The organism is Streptococcus sp. k-90, assembly GCF_013277565.1.
Lineage (GTDB): Bacteria > Bacillota > Bacilli > Lactobacillales > Streptococcaceae > Streptococcus.
Genome location: NZ_VMNE01000009.1, coordinates 1 through 25,027 on the forward strand (window position 1 = coordinate 1; position 25,027 = coordinate 25,027).

25 protein-coding genes, 1 pseudogene and 1 riboswitch are annotated in these 25,027 nt (G+C 37.8%); of the genes and pseudogenes, 17 read left to right on the top strand and 9 right to left on the bottom strand.

The genetic code is table 11. From position 1 onward, the window contains the following. A partial coding sequence (locus HT734_RS03355; RefSeq protein ID WP_173277819.1) for a transposase family protein occupies window positions 1-404 on the bottom strand: 404 nt, incomplete at its 3' end. A gap of 275 nt (window positions 405-679) precedes the next feature. Next, window positions 680-1,615: a bifunctional biotin--[acetyl-CoA-carboxylase] ligase/biotin operon repressor BirA gene (gene birA, locus HT734_RS03360; RefSeq protein ID WP_061759209.1), complete on the bottom strand. Its 936-nt coding sequence runs from the start codon at window positions 1,613-1,615 to the stop codon at window positions 680-682. A 282-nt stretch (window positions 1,616-1,897) separates the two neighbouring features. Between birA and HT734_RS03365 the strand changes: the two genes are divergently transcribed. The 6 genes and pseudogenes from HT734_RS03365 to pnuC all read left to right on the top strand — a co-directional run bounded on the left by HT734_RS03365 (window position 1,898) and on the right by pnuC (window position 7,299). Further along, the gene (locus tag HT734_RS03365; protein ID WP_061759210.1) at window positions 1,898-3,091 is read left to right on the top strand and encodes an O-antigen ligase; all 1,194 of its coding nucleotides are present in this window, start codon (window positions 1,898-1,900) and stop codon (window positions 3,089-3,091) included. Between the two features lie 145 nt (window positions 3,092-3,236). Continuing rightward, a complete protein-coding gene (locus tag HT734_RS03370; RefSeq protein ID WP_173277822.1) occupies window positions 3,237-3,680 on the top strand; it encodes a MarR family transcriptional regulator in 444 nt (147 codons plus the stop codon). 34 nt (window positions 3,681-3,714) lie between these two features. Continuing rightward, a pseudogene (locus HT734_RS03375) lies at window positions 3,715-3,906 on the top strand (polyketide cyclase); the annotation flags it as partial. 14 nt (window positions 3,907-3,920) lie between these two features. Next, window positions 3,921-4,649: an ABC transporter ATP-binding protein gene (locus HT734_RS03380; RefSeq protein ID WP_061759212.1), complete on the top strand. Its 729-nt coding sequence runs from the start codon at window positions 3,921-3,923 to the stop codon at window positions 4,647-4,649. Continuing rightward, window positions 4,642-6,162 (top strand): ABC transporter permease/substrate-binding protein, encoded by a 1,521-nt coding sequence (locus HT734_RS03385; protein ID WP_061759213.1) that lies wholly within the window; start codon window positions 4,642-4,644, stop codon window positions 6,160-6,162. The genes HT734_RS03380 and HT734_RS03385 overlap by 8 nt, the downstream gene beginning before the upstream one ends. A gap of 330 nt (window positions 6,163-6,492) precedes the next feature. Further along, window positions 6,493-7,299: a nicotinamide riboside transporter PnuC gene (gene pnuC / locus HT734_RS03390; protein ID WP_061759215.1), complete on the top strand. Its 807-nt coding sequence runs from the start codon at window positions 6,493-6,495 to the stop codon at window positions 7,297-7,299. Between the two features lie 165 nt (window positions 7,300-7,464). Here the strand turns inward: pnuC and HT734_RS03395 are convergent, their stop codons facing one another. Next, window positions 7,465-8,001 (bottom strand): TetR/AcrR family transcriptional regulator, encoded by a 537-nt coding sequence (locus HT734_RS03395; protein WP_061759217.1) that lies wholly within the window; start codon window positions 7,999-8,001, stop codon window positions 7,465-7,467. Window positions 8,002-8,133: 132 nt separating this feature from the next. Between HT734_RS03395 and HT734_RS03400 the strand changes: the two genes are divergently transcribed. Then, on the top strand, window positions 8,134-8,991 hold the full coding sequence (locus HT734_RS03400; protein ID WP_061759219.1) for a cation diffusion facilitator family transporter: 858 nt from the start codon (window positions 8,134-8,136) through the stop codon (window positions 8,989-8,991). 61 nt (window positions 8,992-9,052) lie between these two features. On the opposite strand, the gene galR is transcribed toward HT734_RS03400, so the two are convergent. Then, complete coding sequence (gene galR, locus HT734_RS03405) at window positions 9,053-10,057, bottom strand: DNA-binding transcriptional regulator GalR (RefSeq protein ID WP_173277824.1); 1,005 nt, start codon at window positions 10,055-10,057, stop codon at window positions 9,053-9,055. A 164-nt stretch (window positions 10,058-10,221) separates the two neighbouring features. Here galR and HT734_RS03410 point away from each other — a divergent pair, with 164 nt between their 5' ends. The 3 genes from HT734_RS03410 to HT734_RS03420 all read left to right on the top strand — a co-directional run bounded on the left by HT734_RS03410 (window position 10,222) and on the right by HT734_RS03420 (window position 13,374). Continuing rightward, a complete protein-coding gene (locus tag HT734_RS03410) occupies window positions 10,222-11,400 on the top strand; it encodes a galactokinase (protein ID WP_173277825.1) in 1,179 nt (392 codons plus the stop codon). 18 nt (window positions 11,401-11,418) lie between these two features. Further along, window positions 11,419-12,900, top strand: a complete 1,482-nt coding sequence (locus tag HT734_RS03415; protein ID WP_173277962.1) for a UDP-glucose--hexose-1-phosphate uridylyltransferase — start codon at window positions 11,419-11,421, stop codon at window positions 12,898-12,900. Window positions 12,901-12,969: 69 nt separating this feature from the next. Continuing rightward, window positions 12,970-13,374 carry a PaaI family thioesterase gene (locus HT734_RS03420; protein ID WP_000651224.1) on the top strand — a complete coding sequence of 135 codons (405 nt, stop codon included), beginning with the start codon at window positions 12,970-12,972 and terminating at the stop codon, window positions 13,372-13,374. A 45-nt stretch (window positions 13,375-13,419) separates the two neighbouring features. On the opposite strand, the gene dcm is transcribed toward HT734_RS03420, so the two are convergent. Next, window positions 13,420-14,685 (bottom strand): DNA (cytosine-5-)-methyltransferase, encoded by a 1,266-nt coding sequence (gene dcm, locus HT734_RS03425; RefSeq protein WP_173277827.1) that lies wholly within the window; start codon window positions 14,683-14,685, stop codon window positions 13,420-13,422. A 116-nt stretch (window positions 14,686-14,801) separates the two neighbouring features. Here dcm and HT734_RS03430 point away from each other — a divergent pair, with 116 nt between their 5' ends. From HT734_RS03430 to HT734_RS03450, 5 genes are all read left to right on the top strand, one after another. Next, the gene (locus HT734_RS03430; RefSeq protein ID WP_173277829.1) at window positions 14,802-16,292 is read left to right on the top strand and encodes a Sau3AI family type II restriction endonuclease; all 1,491 of its coding nucleotides are present in this window, start codon (window positions 14,802-14,804) and stop codon (window positions 16,290-16,292) included. A gap of 106 nt (window positions 16,293-16,398) precedes the next feature. Beyond that, window positions 16,399-16,635, top strand: a complete 237-nt coding sequence (locus HT734_RS03435) for a hypothetical protein (RefSeq protein ID WP_173277831.1) — start codon at window positions 16,399-16,401, stop codon at window positions 16,633-16,635. 14 nt (window positions 16,636-16,649) lie between these two features. After that, on the top strand, window positions 16,650-18,572 hold the full coding sequence (locus tag HT734_RS03440) for a hypothetical protein (RefSeq protein WP_173277833.1): 1,923 nt from the start codon (window positions 16,650-16,652) through the stop codon (window positions 18,570-18,572). Continuing rightward, entirely contained in the window at window positions 18,556-19,425 is an 870-nt protein-coding gene (locus tag HT734_RS03445) for a hypothetical protein (protein WP_173277835.1), read from the top strand. Before HT734_RS03440 ends, HT734_RS03445 begins: the two co-directional genes overlap by 17 nt. Continuing rightward, the gene (locus HT734_RS03450) at window positions 19,418-20,188 is read left to right on the top strand and encodes a DUF6339 family protein (protein ID WP_173277836.1); all 771 of its coding nucleotides are present in this window, start codon (window positions 19,418-19,420) and stop codon (window positions 20,186-20,188) included. Before HT734_RS03445 ends, HT734_RS03450 begins: the two co-directional genes overlap by 8 nt. Window positions 20,189-20,247: 59 nt before the next feature. Here HT734_RS03450 and HT734_RS03455 read toward each other — a convergent pair whose 3' ends face one another. The 4 genes from HT734_RS03455 to HT734_RS03470 all read right to left on the bottom strand — a co-directional run bounded on the left by HT734_RS03455 (window position 20,248) and on the right by HT734_RS03470 (window position 23,767). Beyond that, a complete protein-coding gene (locus HT734_RS03455; RefSeq protein WP_004256021.1) occupies window positions 20,248-21,510 on the bottom strand; it encodes a nucleobase:cation symporter-2 family protein in 1,263 nt (420 codons plus the stop codon). Then, window positions 21,510-22,091: a xanthine phosphoribosyltransferase gene (locus HT734_RS03460; protein ID WP_173277838.1), complete on the bottom strand. Its 582-nt coding sequence runs from the start codon at window positions 22,089-22,091 to the stop codon at window positions 21,510-21,512. The genes HT734_RS03455 and HT734_RS03460 overlap by 1 nt, the downstream gene beginning before the upstream one ends. Window positions 22,092-22,214: 123 nt before the next feature. Next, window positions 22,215-22,310, bottom strand: a riboswitch (purine riboswitch). 231 nt (window positions 22,311-22,541) lie between these two features. Further along, window positions 22,542-22,928: a VOC family protein gene (locus HT734_RS03465; RefSeq protein WP_173277840.1), complete on the bottom strand. Its 387-nt coding sequence runs from the start codon at window positions 22,926-22,928 to the stop codon at window positions 22,542-22,544. 11 nt (window positions 22,929-22,939) lie between these two features. After that, entirely contained in the window at window positions 22,940-23,767 is an 828-nt protein-coding gene (locus tag HT734_RS03470) for an exodeoxyribonuclease III (RefSeq protein ID WP_173277842.1), read from the bottom strand. 133 nt (window positions 23,768-23,900) lie between these two features. Here HT734_RS03470 and HT734_RS03475 point away from each other — a divergent pair, with 133 nt between their 5' ends. Together HT734_RS03475 and HT734_RS03480 are read left to right on the top strand one after the other, a co-directional pair. Then, window positions 23,901-24,356 carry a DUF3290 family protein gene (locus HT734_RS03475; protein WP_000675343.1) on the top strand — a complete coding sequence of 152 codons (456 nt, stop codon included), beginning with the start codon at window positions 23,901-23,903 and terminating at the stop codon, window positions 24,354-24,356. Next, a complete protein-coding gene (locus tag HT734_RS03480) occupies window positions 24,353-24,988 on the top strand; it encodes a DUF421 domain-containing protein (RefSeq protein WP_000174458.1) in 636 nt (211 codons plus the stop codon). Before HT734_RS03475 ends, HT734_RS03480 begins: the two co-directional genes overlap by 4 nt. Window positions 24,989-25,027: the final 39 nt, after the last annotated feature.

Below are 25,027 nucleotides of genomic sequence, written 5' to 3' on the forward strand. Positions count from 1 at the left end.
ATGACAGTTGAAGTTGAAATAGACAACTGATGAGCAATGTCGGTCATAGAATTCTTTTCGATCAACTTTTGAGCAATCTTTTGGTTGACGATACGAGGGATTTGGTGATTCTTCTTGACGAGAGAAGTCTCAACCACCATCATTTTCGAGCAATGATAGCACTTAAAACGACGCTTTTTAAGTAGGATTCTAGTAGCCATACCAGTTGTTTCAAGGTAAGGAACCTTAGACGGTTTTTGAAAGTCATATTTCTTCATTTTGCTTCCGCAATCAGGACAATACGAGGCATTATAGTCCAGTTTAGCGATGATTTCTTTGTGGGTATCCATATTGATGATATCTAGAATTTTGATGTTTGAGTCTTTGATATCGAGTAATTTTGTGATAAAATGTAGTTGTTCCATAGGATTCTTTCTAATGAGTTGTTTTGTCGCTTTTCATTATAGATCTTATGGGACTTTTTTTCTACACCAAAATAGTCTCTATAATATCCATAGGGGATTTACCCACTACAGAAATTATAGAGCTTCTTTGTCAACTATAGTAGATTGAAATAAGATATGAACAAATCGATTAGGAAAATCAAATTAAATTCTAGAAATGATTTAGCAGTCACTATGTAATAATCTAACTTCAATCAACTACATATTGTCGATTTTATGGTTGTGCTTGTTTATTACTACTTCCAACTCTTTAGTGAAATTTCTCCGCTATTTAGCCAGATTTCTTTTCCGTTATCACATTGAACTAAAAGTTTTCCACTTTCAGAGATATCTTTAGCAAGTCCTTTGTAGTCTTTTTGATCTAGTGTAAAAGTCACTTCTTTTCCTAGAACGAAGGACTGTTTTTTGTATAGGTATAATAGCTCTTCTGCTGGTGTTTCGAAGAAAGCACGCCAAATCTCTATGATTAATTCATTTCTTGTTATAGGTGCTGGCACTTTAAATAAACTAGCAGCTTTTTCTTTTAATTCTTGAGGGAAGTCTTTGATAGCAAAGTTGATTCCTACTCCAATAATGATATCTGTGACTAAGCCTGTTTCTACAGAGGTCATTGCCTCAGTTAGGATTCCTCCAATTTTATGATTTTTGAGGTAGATATCGTTGACCCATTTTATGTCGACATCTATTAAAGTTAGGTTTTTGATGGCTTTATAGATAGCTCCAGCTACAAGCAGTGTGTAGGATGGTAATTTATCATAGGGGAGATTTGGTTTAAGATGGAGGGTCATATAAATGCCCCCTTGTGGGGAGTAGAAAGAACGTTGAAAACGGCCTCGGCCAGCTGTTTGATAGGAAGCTAGGTAGAGAGTATTTGCTTCATTCCCTAAATCAATTGCTTCTTTTGCATCTAGTTGTGTCGATTTTGTTTCTGGTTTAAAACTGACATTAATTGGAAGATTTTTTTCTATAATATCTGGAAGAATAAGGTCACCATTCATCAGTTTATATCCTTTGTTTTTGATACTATCAATTTCAATGCCTTCTTGTTCTAGACGCTTGATGGATTTCCAAATTGATGTTCGGCTTAGGGATAGTTCTTCTGCGATTTTTTCTCCGCTGATATAGTCGGTTTCTTTAGATAGGATTTGGTACACAGCTTGGTAGGATTTCATAGTGTTGCCTTTCGCAATGAATAGTTTATGCTTTGAATTTAGTCTGTATAATTGCTTATGATCTATATTTTATTACTACTATTTTAACATATGCCTAGTCTTTACGGTATGATTTTCTTGGAGTAAATGTAGTACTAATGATTGAGTTTTGAAATCTCAGTATTTTTGCTCCCTTTTTACCTAGTAAACGTTTCCTTTGTTTTCAAATTGCTAAAAAAGTGGTACAATATAGGATAGCTTACTATTATCTGAATCAGTTGATTTGGAGAGAAAGGATTCATTTTGAAATCAATAGGCTTTATTAAAAAGCTGAAAGGGTTGTCTAGTAAAGAGCTTATTTTATTGGGAATTATCCTGAGTATCTTTTTACCCTTTTATCTTTTTGTAGTTGTATTCTGTTTATATATTATCAGTTTGATTTTTACAGGAGACATGAAAAGTATTCTTCAGAAAATGGGGGAGCATCCGATGCTGCTTCTTTTTCTTGGCTATAGTACTGTTATATCCGTTTTTGCACAAAATTGGATGGGTCTTGTGGCTTCAGTAGGAATGTTTCTATTTACTGTTTTCTTTTTGCACTATCAGTCGATTTTATCACATAAATTCTTTCGATTGATTTTGCAGCTTGTCTTGTTTGGTAGCGTCTTGTCAGCTGCTTTTGCGAGTTTAGAACATTTCCAAATTGTGAAGAAATTCAACTATGCTTTTCTGTCACCCAATATGCAGGTATGGCATCAGAATCGTGCAGAAGTGACCTTCTTTAATCCTAATTATTATGGAATTATTTGTTGTTTCTGTATCATGATTGCCTTCTATCTGTTTACAACGACCAAGTTGAATTGGTTGAAAGTATTCTGTGTGATTGCAGGCTTTGTGAATCTCTTTGGTTTGAACTTTACGCAGAATCGAACTGCCTTTCCTGCTATTATCGCTGGAGCCATTATTTATCTCTTTACGACCATTAAAAACTGGAAGGCCTTTTGGCTTAGTATTGGGGTCTTTGCGATTGGCCTGAGTTTCCTCTTTTCCAGTGATTTGGGAGTTCGGATGGGGACTTTAGACTCTTCTATGGAAGAACGAATTTCTATCTGGGATGCTGGGATGGCCTTATTTAAGCAAAATCCTTTCTGGGGTGAAGGGCCATTGACCTATATGCACTCTTATCCTCGGATACATGCTCCTTATCATGAACATGCTCATAGCCTTTATATTGACACGATTCTAAGTTACGGAATTGTGGGGACTATTTTACTAGTTTTGTCTTCTGTTGCTCCCGTTCGCTTGATGATGGATATGAGTCAGGAGTCGGGGAAACGTCCGATTATCGGTCTTTATCTATCTTTCCTTACAGTGGTTGCTGTGCACGGAATCTTTGATTTGGCCCTCTTCTGGATTCAGTCAGGTTTTATTTTCTTGCTAGTTATGTGCAGTATTCCGTTGGAGCATCGAACGTTGGTATCGGACATGACAGATTAAGTTTTATAAGATTGAAATCTTCTACCTTGGGTAGGAGATTTTTTTACTAGGAAAAATTATTTCTAAATCGAAATAGTTGACAGATAGAATGACGAGTGTTACAATTACTTTATTCGTTTCGATATAGAAATAAATTGGAGGTGTCATGAAAGATAGTCATTTGGTAGCCCATCATATTCGTTTGTTGAATGGGAGGATTTTTCAAAAGTTACTTAGTCTAGATCCTGAAGCTCTTTATAGGAGTGAGCAGGGGAAGATTTTAGCGGTTTTATGGAATAGTGAAACAGGCTGCGCAACTGCGACAGATATTGCTCTTGCGACGGGGCTTGCGAATAATACACTGACGACTATGATAAAAAAGCTAGAAGAACAAAAGCTTGTAACCGTTAGTCCGTGTGGAAAAGACAAGCGTAAGAAGTATTTAGTTTTAACGGAGTTAGGCAAGTCCCAGAAAGAAGTAGGACATCGTGTTAGTCAGAAATTGGATACGATCTTTTACAAAGGATTTTCAGAGGAAGAAATTCGTCAGTTTGAAGGTTTTCAAGAAAGAATTTTGGCTAATCTGAAAGAAGAGGAAAATGAGATTTAAAATGGAGCAAATTAGCTGTTTATAAGTAAAGGCCACTTTCGACTTTGTTTTCCAACTCTTAGGACAAGGAAACTATGTGGTTAGCTATGGTCAGACTCAGATTGATGGAGTTGCTTATGCCCAGTACGATATCTTCCGTCTAGAAAACGGAAAAATTGTGGAGCATTGGGACAATAAAGAAGTTATGCTTAGGGTAGAAGACTTGACCAATCGAGGTAAGTTTTAAATTGAGGATACAGAATGATTGAATATAAAAATGTGGCGCTACGCTACACAGAAAAAGATGTCTTGAGAGATGTTAATTTACGGATTGAGAATGGCGAGTTTATGGTTTTAGTAGGGCCTTCTGGCTCAGGTAAGACAACCATGCTTAAGATGATTAACCGTCTCTTGGAACCGACTGATGGAAATATTTATATGGATGGCAAGCGCATCAAAGATTATGATGAGCGGGAACTGCGTCTTTCTACTGGTTATGTTTTACAGGCAATTGCACTGTTTCCCAATCTAACGGTTGCGGAAAATATTGCCCTGATTCCTGAGATGAAGGGATGGACTAAGGAAGAAATTGCTCAGAAAACAGAAGAGTTTTTGGCTAAGGTTGGCTTGCCAGTAGCTGAGTATGGGCATCGTTTGCCTAGTGAATTATCTGGTGGGGAGCAACAGCGTGTTGGAATTGTACGGGCTATGATTGGCCAGCCTAAGATTCTCCTAATGGATGAACCTTTTTCGGCTCTTGATGCTATTTCGAGAAAACAGTTGCAGGTTCTGACGAAAGAATTGCATAAAGAATTTGGGATGACAACTATTTTTGTAACCCATGATACGGATGAAGCCTTGAAATTGGCGGACCGTATTGCTGTCTTGCAGGATGGAGAGATTCGTCAGGTGGCGAATCCCGAGACAATTTTAAAAGCGCCTGCAACAGACTTTGTAGCAGACTTGTTTGGAGGTAGTGTTCATGACTAATTTAATTGCAACTTTTCAGGATCGTTTTAGTGATTGGTTGACAGCCCTATCTCAACATTTGCAGTTGTCACTTTTGACCTTGTTACTAGCTATTTTTATTGCAGTCCCCTTAGCGGTATTTCTTCGTTATCATGAAAAGATGGCGGACTGGGTCTTGCAGATTGCAGGGATTTTCCAGACCATCCCGTCTCTGGCCTTGCTGGGGCTCTTTATTCCCTTGATGGGAATTGGAACCTTGCCTGCTTTGACAGCTCTAGTGATTTATGCGATTTTTCCGATTTTGCAAAATACCATCACTGGACTCAAGGGAATTGATCCGAGTCTGCAAGAGGCTGGGATTGCCTTTGGGATGACCAGATGGGAACGTCTCAAGAAGTTTGAAATTCCACTTGCCATGCCTGTTATGATGTCTGGGATTCGGACGGCAGCTGTCTTGATTATCGGTACGGCAACCTTGGCTGCCTTGATTGGTGCAGGGGGGCTGGGTTCCTTTATCCTTTTGGGAATTGACCGTAATAATGCCAGTCTGATTTTGATTGGGGCCCTTTCTTCTGCAGTGCTTGCCATTGCCTTTAACTTCCTACTAAAGGTGATGGAAAAAGCAAAATTGCGGACGATTTTTTCTGGTTTTGCCTTGGTGACCATATTGCTTGGTTTGTCTTATAGTCCAGCTCTTTTGGCTCAAAAAGAGAAAGAAAACTTGGTTATTGCTGGGAAATTGGGACCGGAACCAGAAATTTTGGCCAATATGTATAAACTCCTTATTGAAGAAAATACCAGTATGACTGCGACTGTTAAACCGAATTTTGGAAAAACAAGCTTTCTCTATGAAGCTTTGAAAAAAGGCGATATTGACATCTATCCTGAATTTACAGGAACGGTGACTGAAAGTTTGCTTCAACCATCACCCAAGGTGAGTCATGAGCCAGAGCAGGTTTATCAGGTAGCGCGTGATGGTATTGCCAAACAGGATCATCTAGCCTATCTCAAACCTATGTCTTATCAAAATACCTACGCTGTAGCTGTTCCGAAAAAGATTGCTCAAGAATATGGCTTGAAGACCATTTCGGACTTGAAAAAAGTGGAAGGGCAGTTGAAGGCAGGCTTTACACTTGAGTTTAATGACCGTGAAGATGGCAATAAGGGCTTGCAGTCAATGTATGGTCTCAATCTCAATGTAGCGACCATGGAACCAGCCCTTCGCTATCAGGCAATTCAGTCAGGTGATATTCAAATCACGGATGCCTATTCGACTGATGCGGAATTGGCGCGTTATGATTTACAGGTCTTGGAAGATGACAAACAACTCTTCCCACCTTATCAAGGGGCTCCACTCATGAAAGAAGCCCTTCTCAAGAAACATCCAGAGTTGGAAACAGTTCTCAATAAATTGGCTAGTAAAATTACTGAAAGCCAGATGAGCCAGCTCAACTACCAAGTCGGTGTTGAAGGCAAGTCAGCAGAACAAGTAGCCAAGGAGTTTCTACAAGAACAAGGTTTGCTGAAGAAATAGCTTGAAAAGCTAGACTCAACTTGCTTAAACGACTATATAGAAAATGCTCAGACAATGTCGTCTGGGCTCTTTTGATTTTAGGGTTATTGAATGTCACTTAAAATGGAAAGAAAGAGAAAATTTTCAGGAATTTCTAAAAATTTACTGTAAATACACTTGACTATTCACAAAATAGGTGTATAATGTGTTGTGAACTACTTAACAAATAAGGATTTTCAGCTCATGTCGACTAAGGTTGGGAATCTTGTGTATAGACAGTTCATTATCTAATAGAGCGTTGCGTCCGAAAGTCTATCTAGACACGGCTCTTTAAAAACAAAAGGAGAAATGATGCATACTTATTTGCAAAAGAAAATTGAAAATATCAAAACAACTCTAGGTGAAATGTCAGGTGGTTACCATCGTATGGTTACGGCTATGGCTGATTTAGGATTTTCAGGAACTATGAAGTCTATCTGGAATGACCTCTTTGCCAATCGTAGCTTTGCCCAGTGGCTTTATTTGCTGGTTTTAGGAAGTTTTCCTCTCTGGCTGGAGTTGATTTATGAACACCGTATTGTTGACTGGATTGGGATGATTTGTAGCCTAACTGGGATTATCTGTGTTATCTTTGTATCGGAAGGTCGGGCAAGTAATTATCTTTTTGGCTTGATTAACTCTGTTATTTACCTTATTTTGGCCCTACAGAAAGGCTTTTATGGTGAGGTACTGACGACACTTTACTTCACAGTCATGCAGCCAATTGGACTTCTAGTTTGGATTTATCAGGCACAGTTTAAGAAGGAAAAGCAGGAGTTTGTCGCGCGTAAACTGGACGGCAAGGGCTGGACAAAGTATCTTTCCATTAGTGTTCTTTGGTGGTTGACCTTTGGATTCATTTATCAGTCTATCGGTGCCAATCGTCCCTATCGTGATTCAATCACAGATGCGACCAATGGGGTAGGGCAAATCCTCATGACAGCTGTTTACCGTGAACAGTGGATATTCTGGGCAGCTACCAATGTCTTTTCAATCTATCTCTGGTGGGGAGAAAGCCTGCAAATCCAAGGGAAATATCTAATTTATCTCATTAACAGTCTAGTTGGTTGGTATCAATGGAGCAAGGCTGCTAAGCAGAATACTGATTTACCTAACTAGGAAAAGATGTTTGAAAGTGCTGTTTTGAGATTTCGATTAAAACAGATAGAGTTGATAATCAAGGATTGGATATGATGAAAAAGAGGAGCAGTAGTTCCTCTTTTATTGTCGAAAAGATAAAAACTCAGTAGCCTGGGCATAAGGCAACTGAGCTCTAGTCTGTATTTAGTCTTTAGAAATGAGAAGGTCTAGATAAAACTGGACAACTTCCTGATTTGTGAAGTCTTGACCTTTTTTGAGCCACCAGGTCAATGTTTCGATAAAGTTGGTTACAACTAAGTGTTGGAGATAAGAAGCAGGCAGACTTGGGTGTGCTTCTTTCAAATCATCAACCAGCATGGGGTAGACGTGGTGTTCCAACTCTCTCTGGAGTTGGCGGAGGAAGTAGTCATTCTTGGAGAATAGCAGACTGGTGATATGGTCTTGATTTTTCTGAAAATGCAGAAAGAGGTGGGCGAGGTAATCTTCGGTTGAAATGGCTTGCTCTCTTTCAAAAAGATGATGGAATAGGTAGCGGCAAAGCTCGTCCAGAAGCAGCTCCTTGCTCTCATAGTGACAGTAAAAAGTAGAACGTCCCACATCTGCGAGATCAATAATATCCTGAACAGTAGTGGCCTCGTAGCCCTTAGTGTTCAAAAGTTGTAGAAAAGCTTGATAGATGGCTTTTTTTGTTTTACTGATACGGCGGTCAATGTTAGTCATATGGACACTTGAGGCAAATTGTTCAGAACTGAATAAAGCTGACCTTTTGCTTCTATCCTTTCTTTGAGTTTTAGTGGATAATGATAATGAACAAGGTGTTCATAAATCTATTATAACAAAGGAATGAGAAAGATGAAGGCAAAATATACTGTTTGGGTAGCTTTTTTCTTAAATTTAAGCTATGCTATTGTTGAGTTTATTGCAGGAGGAATCTTTGGTTCGAGTGCTGTTCTTGCTGACTCGGTGCATGACTTGGGAGATGCGATTGCTATTGGGATCTCAGCCTTTTTGGAAAGTATCTCCAATCGTGAAGAAGACAGCCACTATACCTTGGGCTACAAGCGTTTTAGCCTTTTAGGAGCCATGATAACGGCTGTGATTCTTATGACAGGGTCCGTTTTGGTCATTTTGGAAAATATAGCGAAAATCTTTCATCCACAATCGGTCAATGATGAGGGGATTCTCTGGTTAGGAATTATTGCGATTATTATCAATGTGCTAGCGAGTCTCGTCATTCGCAAAGGACAAACCAAGAACGAATCCATTCTCAGCCTGCACTTTCTGGAAGATACCTTGGGTTGGGTGGCTGTCATCCTGATGGCCATTGTTCTTCGATTTACCGATTGGTATATCTTGGATCCGCTCTTGTCTCTTGCTATTTCCTTCTTTATTCTTTCAAAAGCCCTTCCACGTTTTTGGAGAACGCTCAAGATATTCCTCGATGCAGTGCCAGAAGGAGTAGATATCCAGAAAATCAAGACGGATTTAGCAGAATTGGACCATGTCGCTAGTATCAATCAGCTTAATCTCTGGACTATGGATGGTTTGGAAAAAAATGCCATTGTCCATGTTTGTTTAAAAGAGATGGAGCATATGGAAACTTGTAAAGAATCTATTCGAATTTTCCTCAAAGATTGTGGCTTTCAAAATATTACCATTGAAGTTGATGCTAACCTAGAAAGTCACCAAGCACATAAGCGAAAGGTGTGAGTTGGAGCGGAATCATAGAGATTATTAGAGAAACAGCCTTGCTAGAGGTAGTTTTGTAATCCTAATCATTCCTTGTACTTTCTCTTAGAGTCAGTCTGGTTCCCAGCATAGTAAGGCTAGGGATTTTGCGACCGTGGAGTACTTCCTTGTTAAGAATATCCATACCTGCTCGGCCCATTTCTTCGGTATAGACGGTGATGCTAGAAAGGGGAGGATAAACTTGCTTGGTCAGGCTGGTGTCGTTAAAGGAAATAAGACTGACGCGGTCTGGCAGGCTGATTCCAGCTTCTTGGAGGGCACGGAGGGCACCTATAGCTAAACTATCGCTGGCTGCGAAAAAGGCTGGCGGGAGTTGGTCTCCCAAGTTCTGAATGGCCTCTTTCATTAAGTCATAGCCAGACTGGGCAGTAAAGCTTCCTTGAAAGACCAGTTCATCATGATAGATTCCCTTCGCTTGACTGTAGTTTCTGAAGTTTTCCAGCCGCTTATCCTCAATGATTTCTTCTTGGTCGGTTGTTTCCTCAAGCCCTGTTAGAATTCCGATACGATCAAGTCCTTGGCTGAGGAAATAATCGACAACTTGTTTCATGGCAGTATAAAAGTCCGTAATAATACAGGTATGTCCTAGCGAAAGAGTATCACTGTCTAGAAAGACAAGAGGCTTTTGGTATTCTTCAAAGGCAGAAATCTGAGCTCGGCTAAATTTTCCGATGCAGAGAATCCCAATCACTTCCTCGCTTAGGGTAAAAGGATGGTCATTAAAATAGCGTAAGATATCATAGTCCAGTTCTTGGGCTCTTTTTTCTATGCCTAGGCGAATCTGGTAGTAGTAGAGGTCGTCTAGCTCCCCTTGTTCGCTGACCCATTGGATAATGGCAATCTTTTGCTTGGGCTTGTGGGACTCGCCTGTCTTGAGGTGCTTGGTGTAGCCCAGCTCTTCAGCAACGGTTAAAATACGGTGTCTGGTTTCTTCTGTAACAGATAGGCTCTGGTCGCGGTTGAGGACACGGGATACGGTCGCGATAGAGACAGAGGCTAGCTGTGCAATGTCTTTTAAGGTAGCCATAAATCCTCCTTTTTTAAGGTTAGTATATCATATTTTTCTGCTTTTTACTGATAGTTTAGTAAAAGTTTAGTAAAAAGGATTGACCTTGGGAAATCCCTTGGATACAATAGAAGAAAACGATTACACGTTAAGGTGACTTAACGGACAGTAAAAGGAGAAATCATATGACACAACATCTTACTGCTGAAGCTCTTCGTAAAGACTTTCTTGCTGTTTTTGGTCAAGAAGCAGATCAAACATTCTTTTCACCAGGTCGTATCAACTTGATTGGTGAGCACACAGACTATAATGGTGGACATGTATTTCCAGCAGCTATTTCCTTAGGAACTTACGGTGCAGCTCGTAAGCGTGACGACCAAGTCTTGCGTTTTTACTCAGCTAACTTTGAGGACAAGGGCATTATCGAAGTGCCTTTAGCGGATCTCAAGTTTGAAAAAGAGCACAACTGGACCAACTATCCAAAAGGGGTTCTTCATTTCTTGCAAGAAGCTGGGCATGTGATTGATAAAGGTTTTGATTTTTATGTTTATGGGAATATCCCAAATGGTGCTGGCTTGTCTTCTTCTGCATCCTTGGAACTCTTGACAGGAGTCGTGGCAGAGTATCTATTTGATTTAAAACTAGAGCGTCTCGATTTGGTTAAAATCGGAAAACAAACAGAAAACAACTTTATCGGAGTCAACTCTGGTATCATGGACCAGTTTGCTATCGGTATGGGGGCAGACCAACGTGCTATTTACCTAGATACCAACACTTTAGAATATGATTTGGTGCCACTTGATTTGAAAGACAATGTCGTTGTTATCATGAACACTAACAAACGCCGTGAGTTGGCGGACTCTAAATACAATGAACGCCGTGCCGAGTGTGAAAAAGCAGTGGAAGAATTGCAAGCTGCCTTGGATATTCAGACCTTGGGTGAATTGGACGAGTGGATCTTTGACCAATATAGCTATCTGATTAAAGATGAAAATCGTTTGAAACGTGCTCGTCATGCTGTGCTTGAAAACCAACGTACCCTCAAAGCTCAAGCAGCCCTTCAAGCAGGAGATTTGGAAACATTTGGTCGTTTGATGAATGCGTCACACGTCTCTCTAGAACATGATTATGAAGTAACTGGTTTGGAATTGGATACCCTTGTTCACACAGCTTGGGCACAAGAAGGAGTTCTTGGTGCTCGCATGACAGGGGCAGGTTTTGGCGGATGTGCCATTGCCTTGGTGCAAAAAGATGCTGTTGATACCTTTAAGGAAGCTGTAGGCAAACACTACGAGGAAGTAGTTGGATACGCTCCAAGTTTCTATATCGCTGAAGTTGCAGGTGGCACTCGCGTCCTTGACTAGTCAAAAGGAGGCTTTATGGTGACCTTAGTAGATAAATTTGTAACACATGTCATTTCTGAAAGTTCATTTGAGGAAATGGATCGAATCTACCTGACCAATCGTGTCTTGGCACGAGTGGGAGACGGTGTTTTGGAAGTTGAGACGGATCTGGATAAAGTGATTGACCTCAAGGACCAGCTGGTTGAGGAAGCCGTTCGATTAGAGACGATTGAGGATAGTCAGGCTGCGCGTGAAATCCTTGGTGCTGAATTGATGGACTTGGTGACCCCTTGTCCAAGTCAGGTCAATCGTGACTTTTGGGCCACCTATGCTCAATCTCCTGAGCAAGCGATAGAGGATTTTTACCAACTCAGTCAGAAAAATGACTACATCAAACTCAAGGCCATTGCTAAAAATATCGCTTATCGTGTTCCATCTGACTACGGTGAACTTGAAATTACCATCAATCTCTCTAAGCCTGAAAAGGATCCGAAAGAGATTGCGGCAGCCAAGTTGGTGCAAGCTAGCAATTATCCCCAGTGTCAGCTTTGTCTAGAGAATGAGGGTTACCATGGTCGGATAAACCACCCAGCTCGCAGCAATCACCGTATTATCCGTTTTGAAATGGCTGGTCAGGAATGGGGCTTCCAGTATTCGCCCTATGCCTACTTTAATGAGCATTGTATCTTCTTAGATGGTCAGCATCGTCCCATGGCCATTAGTCGTCAGAGTTTTGAACGTTTGCTGGCTATCGTAGAGCAGTTTCCAGGATATTTTGCTGGATCTAATGCCGACTTGCCGATTGTGGGAGGGTCTATTCTAACTCATGATCATTATCAGGGAGGCCGTCACGTCTTTCCTATGGAATTGGCTCCCTTGCAAAAGACTTTCTCTTTTACTGGTTTTGAGCAGATCAAGGCTGGTATTGTCAAGTGGCCTATGTCAGTATTGCGTTTGACTTCGGATTCCAAAGAAGATTTGATCAACTTAGCTGACAAGATTTTGCAGGAATGGCGCCAGTATTCAGATCCTATTGTGCAGATTTTGGCAGAGACAAACGGGACACCGCATCACACCATCACACCTATAGCCCGTAAACGCGATGGCCAGTTTGAGTTGGACTTAGTCTTGCGGGACAATCAGACTTCAGTAGAACATCCTGATGGTATCTATCATCCCCATAAGGATGTTCAACATATCAAGAAGGAAAATATCGGCTTGATTGAGGTCATGGGCTTGGCTATCTTACCACCACGTCTGAAAGAAGAAGTGGAGCAAGTCGCTAACTACCTAGTGGGAGAAGGGGAGACAGTTGCCGATTATCATCAGGAATGGGCATACCAACTCAAAGCCCAACATCCAGACCTAACAGATAAAGAAAAAGCTCTTGAAATCGTCAAGGACTCTGTGGGTGCTATCTTTGCTCGTGTGCTTGAGGATGCAGGAGTCTACAAGCAGACGGAGTATGGACAGGCAGCCTTTATGCGCTTCGTAGAGCAGGTCGGTATTTTGCCAGGCTAGGAGCTTTCTCCTTGCACAGTTCTATAAAAAGTAGTATCATAGTGTCGTTTGAAATATCAGGAGGAAACGATGAAAGATTTTCATTTTGACGCTATATCTGCCTTTGAAAATTACGAAATTGAACAAATGAGAGATGGTCACGTTGTGGTAACGACCAAAGTAGTGGACTCGTCTCTCAACTACTATGGCAACGCCCATGGTGGCTATCTCTTTACCCTTTGTGATCAGATCAGTGGTTTGGTGGTCATCTCGCTAGGACTAGACGGAGTGACTCTCCAATCTTCTATCAACTACCTTAAAGCAGGAAAACTCGACGATGTATTGACCATTAAAGGAGAATGTGTCCATCAAGGTCGCACAACCTGTGTAGTGGATGTGGATATCACCAATCAAGAAGGTAGAAATGTCTGCAAGGCAACCTTTACCATGTTTGTCACAGGCCAACGGTCAGAAGAAAGACAGGTAAGGATATAGAGAAACAAAAAAGAGGCTCACACCTCTTTTTTAGTCTCAGATAAATCAATCAATTTCTTTAATAAACTTAGCAATTTCTTTTACAATTTCAGTAACTAAAGCATTTCCCATAAAAAACATTCTCATTTTATCAGATACCTCTACAATAGAACCGTCAGATAGTTTCTTTTTAGCTGTCCAATCATCTGGGAAATCCTGAAGGCGTTCAGCTTCAATGGGGGTAATTAATCTATATTTATTATTTACAAATAATAAATGTGTGGAACGATTAACAGTTCCTTCGGATGTAAGCATTGTTCGTCCTGGAAGGTTTAAATCATCATAAGGGGACATTCCTCCTTCTGAATAGATGTATTGATGTCCGTCAGAGGATGTTCGTTCAATTTTCTTAGGTCCTCTAAGATATTGAAATTTTTCCAATTTTGACTGATCAGTTAAAAAATATTTTTCAGGTACTTCAGACTCATCTTGAAGAATTTCTCCTAGAGTGATAGGATTGCCATTGTAATTAGGTTCAGTGTCAATAGAATAGTATTTTCCATGTCTCATAATTCCTGTATTCCAAACAGTACCAGTAAAAGTATCTGAAACTTCAACTATATCATTTGGTAACTTATAAAAAACATGACGATTTTTAACTGCTATAGGTTTAATAGGAAATTGTTTTGCAAATAGACCTTGATTGAAAATATAGTCATCATACCTATTATCTTCAAAGATTTCTTCATTTTTTTCGTAAAGATTGTCAATTTTTTGGGCAAAGACTGTATCATTTCGATATACGAAAAAGAATACACGACGTCTTCGTTGGCTTCTTCCATACTCAGCAGCATTAATAACTCTCCACTCTACAGAATATCCAAGATTATTAAAAGCTGTGAGCATGATTGCAAAATCGCGTCCTCGTTGTTTTGAAGGTGCTTTTAAAAGTCTATCTACATTTTCTAGAATTAAGTATTTGGGTTTAATGATTTCTGTTGCTCTAATGATTTCCCAAAATAAAACTCCTTTTTTTCCTTCAATGCCTTTTTCATTTTTCTTGCTACGCGCAACAGAGTAATCTTGGCAAGGAAAACCACCGACAATCATATCGGCATCCATTTTGGAAAATTGTTCGTCTGTTATATCAGAGATACTAATATTGATGTTTTCGCTATTGGGGAAGTGATAATCATAGACCTCAAATGCGTCTTGAGATTTACGAGATGGTTCCCATTGGTTTGCCCATTTTGTTTTAAAGAGTTGCTTATCGGCATTTTCTAATCCTATCCGAAAACCGCCAACTCCAGCAAATAGTTCGAGAACTTTCATCTTTTCTCCTTCATTTTTTTACAGTTTAATCCATTATATACTATTTTCAATGATTGATCAAGTATTAATGTTTGCTTTAGTTTAATTTGATATAATATAAAAGATAGGAGAAGAAAATGGATCAAAACTTATTTAACTATAACGATGAAGATATCGATAGTGTTATTGAATATTCTCACAAACTATTAAATAGAAAATTTTCCGATGTTATGGAAGAGTATAATCGTTCGCTTTATAAATCATATGACGATTATAATGATAGAGTAGTCTCTGAGGTACAAGATAAAACAATTAGTATGAAGTCAAAAGGGCAGTATGGAAATTATATTGAAAAATATTTCTATGGTTACCAGCCAAATAGTGACTCGGAAGCTGACTTTGAAAAAATAGGTGTAGAATTAAAAGTTACTCCTTTTAAGATAAACAAAAATGGGACACTTAGTGCCAAAGAACGACTTGTATTAACAATACTAAACTATATAGAGGAAAATTTAGAGGATTTTTACTCCACTCATTTATGGAAAAAATGTGCAAAGATTTTGTTGTTGTTTTACAATGGCTTAATTCCTAATCAAACAATGAAGGACTATGTCATTGAAAAAATATTTTTATATGAATGGTTTGAGGAGGATATGGCAGTCATCCTTGAAGACTATCAGAAGATTACAGATAAAATTAAAAATGGAAGGGCGCATGAATTATCAGAATCAGATGGAAACTATTTATCAACTTGTACAAAAGGTGCAGGTAAAGGAAAGGATTTAAGACAGCAACCATTTAGTCATGAATTAGCAAAACAAAGAGCTTGGGAATTAAAATCAAGTTATATGACCTATCTGATTAATCATAAAATCTTTAACCAATCAGATCAAGAAAGTGTTCTGGCTAATTTTAGGGGTGAAAAAAAGTCATTTACTGAGGTTATTGCAGAGAAGATTCTTTCCTACAAAGGTTTTTCTGAACAAGAGTTATATGATAGATTTGAAGTGAATCCCAAAGCAAAAGGTAAGAATAGTACTCTGATTAGAAAAATTTTAGGCTTAACAGGGGATTTAGATAAGACTAAAGAATTTCAGAAAGCAAACATGAATTTGAGAGTTATTCGAGTAGATAAGAATAATTTACCTAAGGAAGACTCCCCATTTAAAACTTATTGTTTTAAAGAACTAGCAGCAACAGATTGTTGGGAATCATCGCATGTTTATAATGAAATTTATAATAAACGATTCCTCTTCGTTATTTTTAAGGAAATTGAACCTAAGCTATTTGTATTAGATTCTATCAAATTTTGGGGATTTCAGGATAGACAATTAGAAGAAATACAAAGAGTGTGGCAGGAAACTAGACAAATTATTTCTGATGGAGTTAAATTAACTCAAAATGGTAATAAAGTTTCAACTAATTTCCCTCAAAGTAAGATAAATAGAATTCTATTTACGAAATTACATGCTACCAATGCTTATTATGAAATTGAAAAAGGAAAATTTGTTGGAAAAGGTTCATTATCTGATACGGATGAACTTCCAGATGGGCGTAGGATTACAAAACACTCCTTTTGGATGCCTAAAAAGTTTATAAAAGAAATATTAGATGGGAATTGGGATTAGATGGAAAGCTATTTGCAAAATAGCTTTTTTATTTTTTAAAAAATAAAAATTTGACAATATTTTTCATATATTGTAAAATAAAACATATATATCAAGAGGTGACGTGATGGAAGATAAACATGATCGTTTTTTGAGATTGGCTGAATCTCGAACAAATGCTGCAATTCAAAAGATTCATTTAATTGGAAATCTGGCTAATAGAAGTAACTATGATTATAATGAAAATGAAATTGCAGAAATTTTTAAGGCAATAGAACAAGAACTTCAAAGAACAAAAAAGATGTTTGAGGTTGAATTTGTTAAAAAGGATAATAGATTTTCATTTTCAAAGAATAAAAAATAAAGGAGTATAGAGATATGATTAATAAATGGGTATTCCCTCATGGTAAAGATTTAACTCCTAGAGGAGTAAATGATCCAGCTATAAATTCATTTTTAGACAATGTTATTGATTCACTAACTAGAGAAGTAATACAAAACTCTCTAGATGCAAAGATAAGAGAAAATGATAAACCGGTTGAAATCACATTTGATTTTAGTGAGTTATCGACAAGTGAAATCCCAGGTGTGGACGACATTTATAATATGGCATTACCAAATGCAGAGAAATTTTGGAAAAAGAAAGAAAATATTGGAACCTTAGAGTATTTGAAGTCTTTTAGAGAAATATTGGAATCTGATAAAATTAGGGTGCTAAAAATAAGTGATTATAATACGTATGGATTGAATGATAAAAGCTATGATGCTCTTGTTTTAGGGAATGGATATACTGAAAAAATTGATGAGAATGCAGCAGGCAGTAAAGGAATAGGGAAAGCAGCACCTTTTGCAATTTCAGATTTAAGACTGGTTTTTTATAACACGATTCCTACAAATGCAATTCCAAAGCATGTTGGTGTAATGAATTTTGTATCATTTAATTGTAATAGCAATGATGAAGCTATTATAACTCAAGAACGTGCGTTATATCAGAATCAAGATGATCAATATATATCAGGTCAAATAGATTTTAATTTTGAGAAACGTAAATTATCAGAATATGGAACGGATCTGTTTATTTTAGGACTTAGAGATATTGATGATGATTGGGAGATGCGTATTTTACTTTCAGCAGTTAATAATTTTTTGGTTTCAATTTTAGAAAATAAATTAATTGTACGAGTAAAAAATACCGTCCTTGATAATAATTCTATTGGTGAAATTATCACAGAATTAGAGAAGGTTAAAAAGAATACGGATGAAAAAATGGTCTTTAAAAATACACTAAATTACTTTGATGCATTAACAAATGATAACAGATTAGAATTTGACTTGGATGAGCGTTTTAAAGCATATCCGTTTATTGAATCCCAGAGTGATGGTAAGTTAATTCTTTTGAGGAGAGAAGAGGCGAATAGAGCTATATTGCAAACCAGAATATCTGGTATGAAAATTTATGATAGAAGAAATGTTAGTGGGAACATTTTGTTTACAGGGGTTTTCAGGGCAACTGGTAGTGGCTTAGATAAATTTTTAAAAAGTTTGGAGAATACAAATCATACGGATTGGAGTAGTGATCAAGCATCTAAAGAGAATAGAAAATTAGCTAAAAAACTATTAAAAGATTTATATGATTGGTATAAAGAAACTGTTAAGAAATCGTATGAGCAAAGTGTAGAGGATATTATTGATGCCATTGGAATGAAAGACTTCTTGCCACTCTTATCATCAGATTATGAAGCTGACAATAAAAAGCAGGATTCTGGAATAAAAAGTTCAATTAACTCAGTGAAAATTAAGAGAGACATAAAAAAAATAAAAATAAGTAGTTTGTACAATCCTGTTGAAGAAGAGGTAGATTCCATTTTAAAAGATTTGAATTTAGATGAGGAAGAAAAGAAAAAAGATGATAAAAAAACTAATCCAAATAGGAAAAAAGGAATATTGGAAAGATTGGGATTCAACCAAAAGTCAAAACAAGAAAAGCTAGTAGAAGTAACTCAATATTTTGGAATTAAAATTGTTGCATTGAATAGTAAAGAAGGACAATATAGATGCATATTAAAGCCAAATAAAGGTTTTAAGGAAATAGATTTAAAGTTTAATTACGTTGGAGAAGATGGAAGTATTACACAAGCTATACTAAGAGAAGTTACTTCTCAATCAAATAAAATTAAAAAAATAGATAATGATTTTAGAGTTATCAATATTAATAAAAATAAGACTGTAATTTTAGATTTTAAAGTTAATTCTAATTTGCTACTGAAGATGGAAGGAAAAATAAATGAAATTAAAATCTGATATGTTCCCGTATCCTGTTTTAAGTAAAGAATTGGATGATTTTAAAACAGGAGATTTTGAAGTAAATATTTCTCAGAAAAAAATGAGCATAAATCAAACTCTTTTGAATTTTACTTTCAATTTGGATAATAGGGAAATTAATAAATTAATTAAACAAGATAAAGCACAATTTGTAATACATATTGAAGGACAAGCATCATCGTATAGAAAGTTAATCTATCTTCAAAAAGGAGAAACAACAAAGGAAGTAGAGCTAAGAAGTGATTCGACTCCTAAAAAGTTATTCGTTAATATGATGGTCATTGCAACTGATATAATTAGAGACTATAAGAATAAAGGATTTAATCCTGAGTATTATGGAGAAGATTTTATAGTTCCTGAAATTGAAAAAGGAAGTATTCTAGCTTTTGATACTATGGCCGAATTGCAGGTAGATTTTTCAAATCATGAATACGGGAATCTTAAATCAATGGTTAGGATTGCTAAATTTAGTAAAAGATTTATGGAAGTTGATTTAGATGGAGATGTTATTCAAATAAATTTACCCGAAAAGTCTTATATAGCTTATGTTAATTTATCTAGTTCTAGTAAAGTGCAACAGCAATTGCTTTTAGTAACTATAATTTTGCCAGCATTAACAGTAGCAATTGAAAAAGTTAAAAAATTAGAAGTAGATGATAGTAAAGAGTGGTATAAATCTCTTGGAGAATTATTAAAAAAAATAGATTATAATATTGAAGAGTTGCCAGAATCTGAAGAAAGTTCAATGATGCTTGCACAGCAATTGTTAGATTTTCCTTTAGAATCTTCTTTATATGAATATTATAAATTTGAGGAAATGAAAAATGAGTAAATTGAAATATGTTTCGGATGAATTCTTAGATGAATTTAAAACAAATTTTCAGAGTAAATATTTACAATACTATTCAAATAATGACAAAAATAAAATTAAGGAAATTTTTTCTGATTCAAATAATGTTTATGAGTCATTGAAGGAATTTGACTATAAAGAACTTGTTTTGGAATCTGTAGACTCTGATGCCTCAAAAAAGAATGTAAAAATAATTTGGGAATCATTAAAACATTTAACTATTTCAGAAGCAGAAAATGAAAAAATTTGGGTTGCTCTTGAAAATACATATTATTTAGATTTTCATTTAGATCAACTAAATGAAATTACAGGAGCACACAGAGAAGCAAGCATAATATCTAGAACTATTTTCAATAGAGGTAATAAAAGATCTTTAATGATAAATAGTATTTCTTCACTATGGTGGATTGCTTACTATACATATGATAAAAATTCTTCAAATCCTTATTATTATACAAATAGATTCTTATCAGGAAGTTATAGAGGAAATGCTGTTGCATACTTTTCAAGTAACTTAGTATCAAATAAAGATATTGTCCTGGGGACTTTACAAGCTATATATGAGTTGGTCGATGAAGGAAAAATGATTGAAAATAGGTATTCATATACAAATTCTAATAAAATCTTGAATTTAGTTGGTGGAGTTATCGTATTAGATTTTCTAAATAGAGAAGATATTAAAGGAATAGTCAAAAGTCATTTAATGGATACAGAAGGCATTAAAGCAATGTATAGAATTTCTTAACAAATAAACCTGCTTTAGATGATTTTTCTGGTAAAAAAAGAGGTTCACACCTCTTTTTCTTATTTCTTTTTATGATTTAACACCGCATTGAGGACAATGGCGAGTAGGCTGGCTACGACGATTCCGTTTGAGAAGAACATTTGGAAGGCTGTCGGCATGCTGACAAAGAGATTACTGTTATTGAGTCCGACACCTGCAGCGATTGAAACAGCTGCTATAAGGAAGTTATGTTCATTGTTAGCAAAGTCAACACGGGCAAGGATTTGCATCCCTTGAATGGATACAAAACCAAACATCACCAGCATGGCACCACCAAGGACAGGGCTCGGAATGATTTGTGCAAGGGCGCCAAACTTAGGAAGAAGTCCAAGGAGAACCAGGAAACCAGCTGCGTAGTAGATTGGCAGACGAGTCTTGATACCTGATAATTTAACCAGACCAACGTTTTGTGAAAATCCTGTGTAAGGGAAGGTGTTAAAGATTCCTCCGAGAAGTACTGCCAAACCTTCTGCACGGTAACCGTTGCGCAGGCGTGTGCTGTCGATTGGGTCTTTTGTGATATCAGACAAGGCTAGGTAAACACCAGTCGACTCAACCATAGACACCGTTGCGATGATACACATCATGACAATAGATGAGATTTCAAAGGTCGGCATCCCAAAGTAGAGTGGAGTTGGGACATGGACTAGTGGTGCTGCTGCAACAGGAGAGAAGTCCACCAAGCCCATGCTAGCAGCGATGGCAGTTCCGACAACCAGTCCAATCAAAATGGAGATCGACTTGATAAATCCTTTGGTAAAGATGTTAATCAAGAGGATAATCAGTACAGTGATCGCTGCAAGCAAGAGACTTTGACCAGTTGGTTCTGGAACGTTATTTCCCATATTTCCAATAGCAACAGGAATCAAGGTTAAACCAATCGTGGTAATAACAGATCCTGTTACGATAGATGGGAAGAGATTGGCTACTTTTGAGAAGATGCCTGAAACAAGAACCACGTAAATCCCTGATGCAATAAGGGCACCAAACATAGCTCCACTACCATGGCTTTGCCCAATCATAATCAAGGGAGCGACGGATTGGAAGGCGACTCCAAGAACGACTGGAAGTCCAATCCCAAAGTATTTGTTGAGTTGGAGTTGGAGGAAGGTTGCCACACCACACATGAAGATATCTGTGGAAATCAGGTAGGTCAACTGCTCAGTTGAATAGCCAAGGGCTGTCGCAATCATGATGGGAACCAGGATAGATCCTGAGTACATGGCTAGTAAGTGCTGCAAGCCAAGAACGGCTGCTTGTGAATGTTTTTCTTGAGTTTGCATTAGAGATCTGCCTCCTTAAATATGACTTGACCATTTTCAAAACGATCCAAACGAGCGAGTGATAGGACAGGGTAGCCTGCTTTTTCAAGCAAATCACGGCCATCTTGGAAGGATTTTTCAATCACAATACCGATAGCTTCGACTGTGGCACCAGCTTGTTCGATGATTTGAATCAAGCCTTTGGCAGCTTGGCCATTAGCAAGAAAATCGTCGATAATCAAGACCTTGTCCTCTGGTGAGAGGAATTTTCCAGCGATAGAAACGGTGCTGGTAACCTGCTTGGTAAAGGAGTAAACTTCGGCAGTTAAGATTCCTTCGTTCATAGTGATGTTTTTAGCTTTTTTAGCGAAAATCATGGGAACGTTTAAGGCTTCAGCTGTATAAACGGCTGGGGCAATACCCGACGCTTCAATGGTCACGACTTTGGTAATACCAGCAGAAGCAAATTTTTCCGCAAAGAGCTTTCCAATCTCTCGCATCAATTGATAGTCAACTTGGTGGGTTAAAAAGGAATCCACCTTGAGGATGTTATCACCCAAGATATGCCCATCCTTGAGGATGCGCTCTTCTAATAATTTCATAAGACCTCCTAAAGTCTAAAAGCCAATCCATTTGCTTGTTTAGAGTTTCTAGCAAGAAATAGAAAAAGGACCTACTTAATATCTAAGTAAGTCCCCAAAATAGGCATGGCAAAAAAGGCCATACCTCATTTCTGACTTACTTATTGTTAGGTGTTCCGGCACCTTGTAGAAACGTCGTGCCAATTCACGACATAAACAAGTAAAATGATATTCAATTTTAAATAGGCTTGAGCCAATGTTTTTATTTTACACTAAATCACTTTAGAAATCAAATATTTTGTTAGTGTTTTGCTTTAAAAAACGAACAATCTGAAGAAGATGGGCAAAAAATCAGTTATTGGCTAACATTTAGAAGATTTTTCCACTATAAAAGGCATATTATCAAATTTTTAAACACCTGACAACATGCCTTTTTCTAATTTTAAAGACTTTTTTCCAATCTTTAATATTCTATTCACTAAATCTTAAAAAATAGCCATCTGGATCCAAAACTGCAAACTCATGTGGATAGATATAATGATCCCCAACACGAAATTCTCTTTTTGTCAGTTGACGATGGATAGGATAGTCAGCTTCCAGCAGTTTTTGGTGGAGCTGAGGGACATCTGCAATGCCAAAGGAAATATTGACACCGCGCCCGAAAGGATAGGTCAGCTGAGCTAATTCTTCTGCGCTTCCTTCTTCTAACATTAGCTGGCAATCTTCAAGAGAAAGGAAGAGAAAGTTTTCTTCTGGACGTTGGTATTCAATCTTAAAACCGAGTAAATCGCAGTAGAAAGAACGGGACTGTTCTAAATCACTTACAACAAACTCGGGAATAACTGCATTGTAGTTCATAGTGAAAATCCTTAAAGTTTAATTTCCAATACAATCGGTGTATGGTCTTGACGAGTTCCTGAGTCAATCATGTCAGACTTGGTCACCTTGTCAGCAATGCGGTTACTTGTGAGCCAGTAGTCGATTCTCCAGCCTGTATTGTTGATTTTAGAAGTCTTGCTACGTTGTGCCCACCAAGTGTAGCGTTCTGGAACATCGCCATGAACATGACGGAAGGTGTCGGTAAATCCAGTTGCCAAAAGGTTGGTAAATCCAGCACGTTCCTCGTCGGTAAATCCAGGTGAACGGCGGTTGCTGGCAGGATTTGCAAGGTCGATTTCATTGTGGGCTACATTGTAGTCACCGGTCGCAAGGACTGGTTTTTCTTTGTCTAGTTCAGCCAAGTACTCCGCATATTTGACATCCCAGACTTGGCGTTCTTCCAAACGTTTGAGGCCGTCGCCAGCGTTTGGAGTGTAAACTTGGGTCACGAAAAATTCATCAAATTCTAGAGTGATGATGCGACCTTCTAAGTCCATGGTAGAAGGGGCACCGATTTCTGGAAAAGTGACAGTGGGTGTGAGTTCTTTCTTATAAAGGAACATGGTTCCAGCATAGCCTTTGCGGGCAGGTTCTTGAGAAGAACGCCACGTGTTTTCGTAGTTTGGAAAGAGTTCAGCTAAAATTTCCAAGTGTTTTTTAGTAGGACCCTTGGCAGAAAGCTTGGTTTCTTGGATAGCGATGATATCAGCATTTTCAGCGACCAAGGTTTGTAGTACTTCTTGGGACAATTTGGCACGAGTTGAGTCACTAGTTAGGGCAGCATTGAGGGAATCAATATTCCATGAGATGAGTTTCATAAAGTTACCTTTTTCATTCAGATTATAGATTTTATTATACCAAAAAAAGGTCCATTTCCCCAACGTATGGCTTGAAAAATCACTCTCTTTCGTTTATAATTAAGAATGATTTTATGAAAGGGAGTGAAAATAAATGAAATTTTACTCATATGACTATGTACTTAGCCAAATCAGTCAGCAAAATGGAATGATGATTGGCTTTGGGATTGTGCTCCTAGCTATCACAGGATTTTTTGCTTTTAAAGCCTATCGAGATAAAAAGGGGACTAAGTTTCGGGAATTGGTCATGATTTTGGCCTTGACCTTGGTGGCCATGCTTTTGGTGACAATCTCAAAATACCAGACCAATCAAGCCTCTAACAACCAATTTCAAACTTCACTTCATTTCATAGAGGTTGTTTCCAAAGACTTGGGAGTGGATAAATCAGAAGTTTATGTCAATACTTCTGCAGCCACTGATGGAGCACTTATCAAGGTAGGTTCAAATTTCTATCGTGCCATGAACGGGAGCCAACCAGACAAGTATCTTTTAGAGAAATTAGAATTGCATCAAACAGACGCTATTGAATTGGTGGAGGTAAACAAATGACACTCAATTATATGGAAATTTTAATCAAACTGGCCTTGGGTCTTTTCTCGCTTGTTTTTGTTATCAATGTGACAGGAAAGGGAAATCTGGCGCCTAACTCTGCGACAGACCAAATTCAGAACTATGTTCTCGGTGGTATTATCGGTGGGGTGATTTACAATAGTTCTATTAGCATTCTCCAGTACGCAGTGATTTTGATGATGTGGACGATTTTGGTTTTGACCCTCAAGTGGCTTAGTAACAATGTTCATTTTGTCAAACGCTTGATTGATGGTAAGCCAACTCTCCTCATCAAAAATGGTCAGATTGACCCAGAAGCCTGTCGTTCAGTTGGTTTGTCTGCAGCGGAAGTAGCCCTCAAGCTTCGTAGCCAAGGGATTTTCCAGATGAAGCAGGTCAAACGCGCTGTGCAGGAGCAAAATGGCCAACTCATCGTGGTCCAAATGGGAGATGAAAATCCTAAGTATCCAGTTGTGACTGACGGTGTGATACAAGTCGATGTTTTGGAGTCGATTGGTCGTAACGAAGAGTGGTTGCTTGATAACCTCAGCAAGCAAGGGCATGACAATGTAGCCAATATCTTTATCGCTGAGTATGACAAGGGTGCGGTCACAGTCGTAACCTATGAATAAGAAAAACCTGGGGTCTTGGCCTCAGGTTTCTATTTGCAA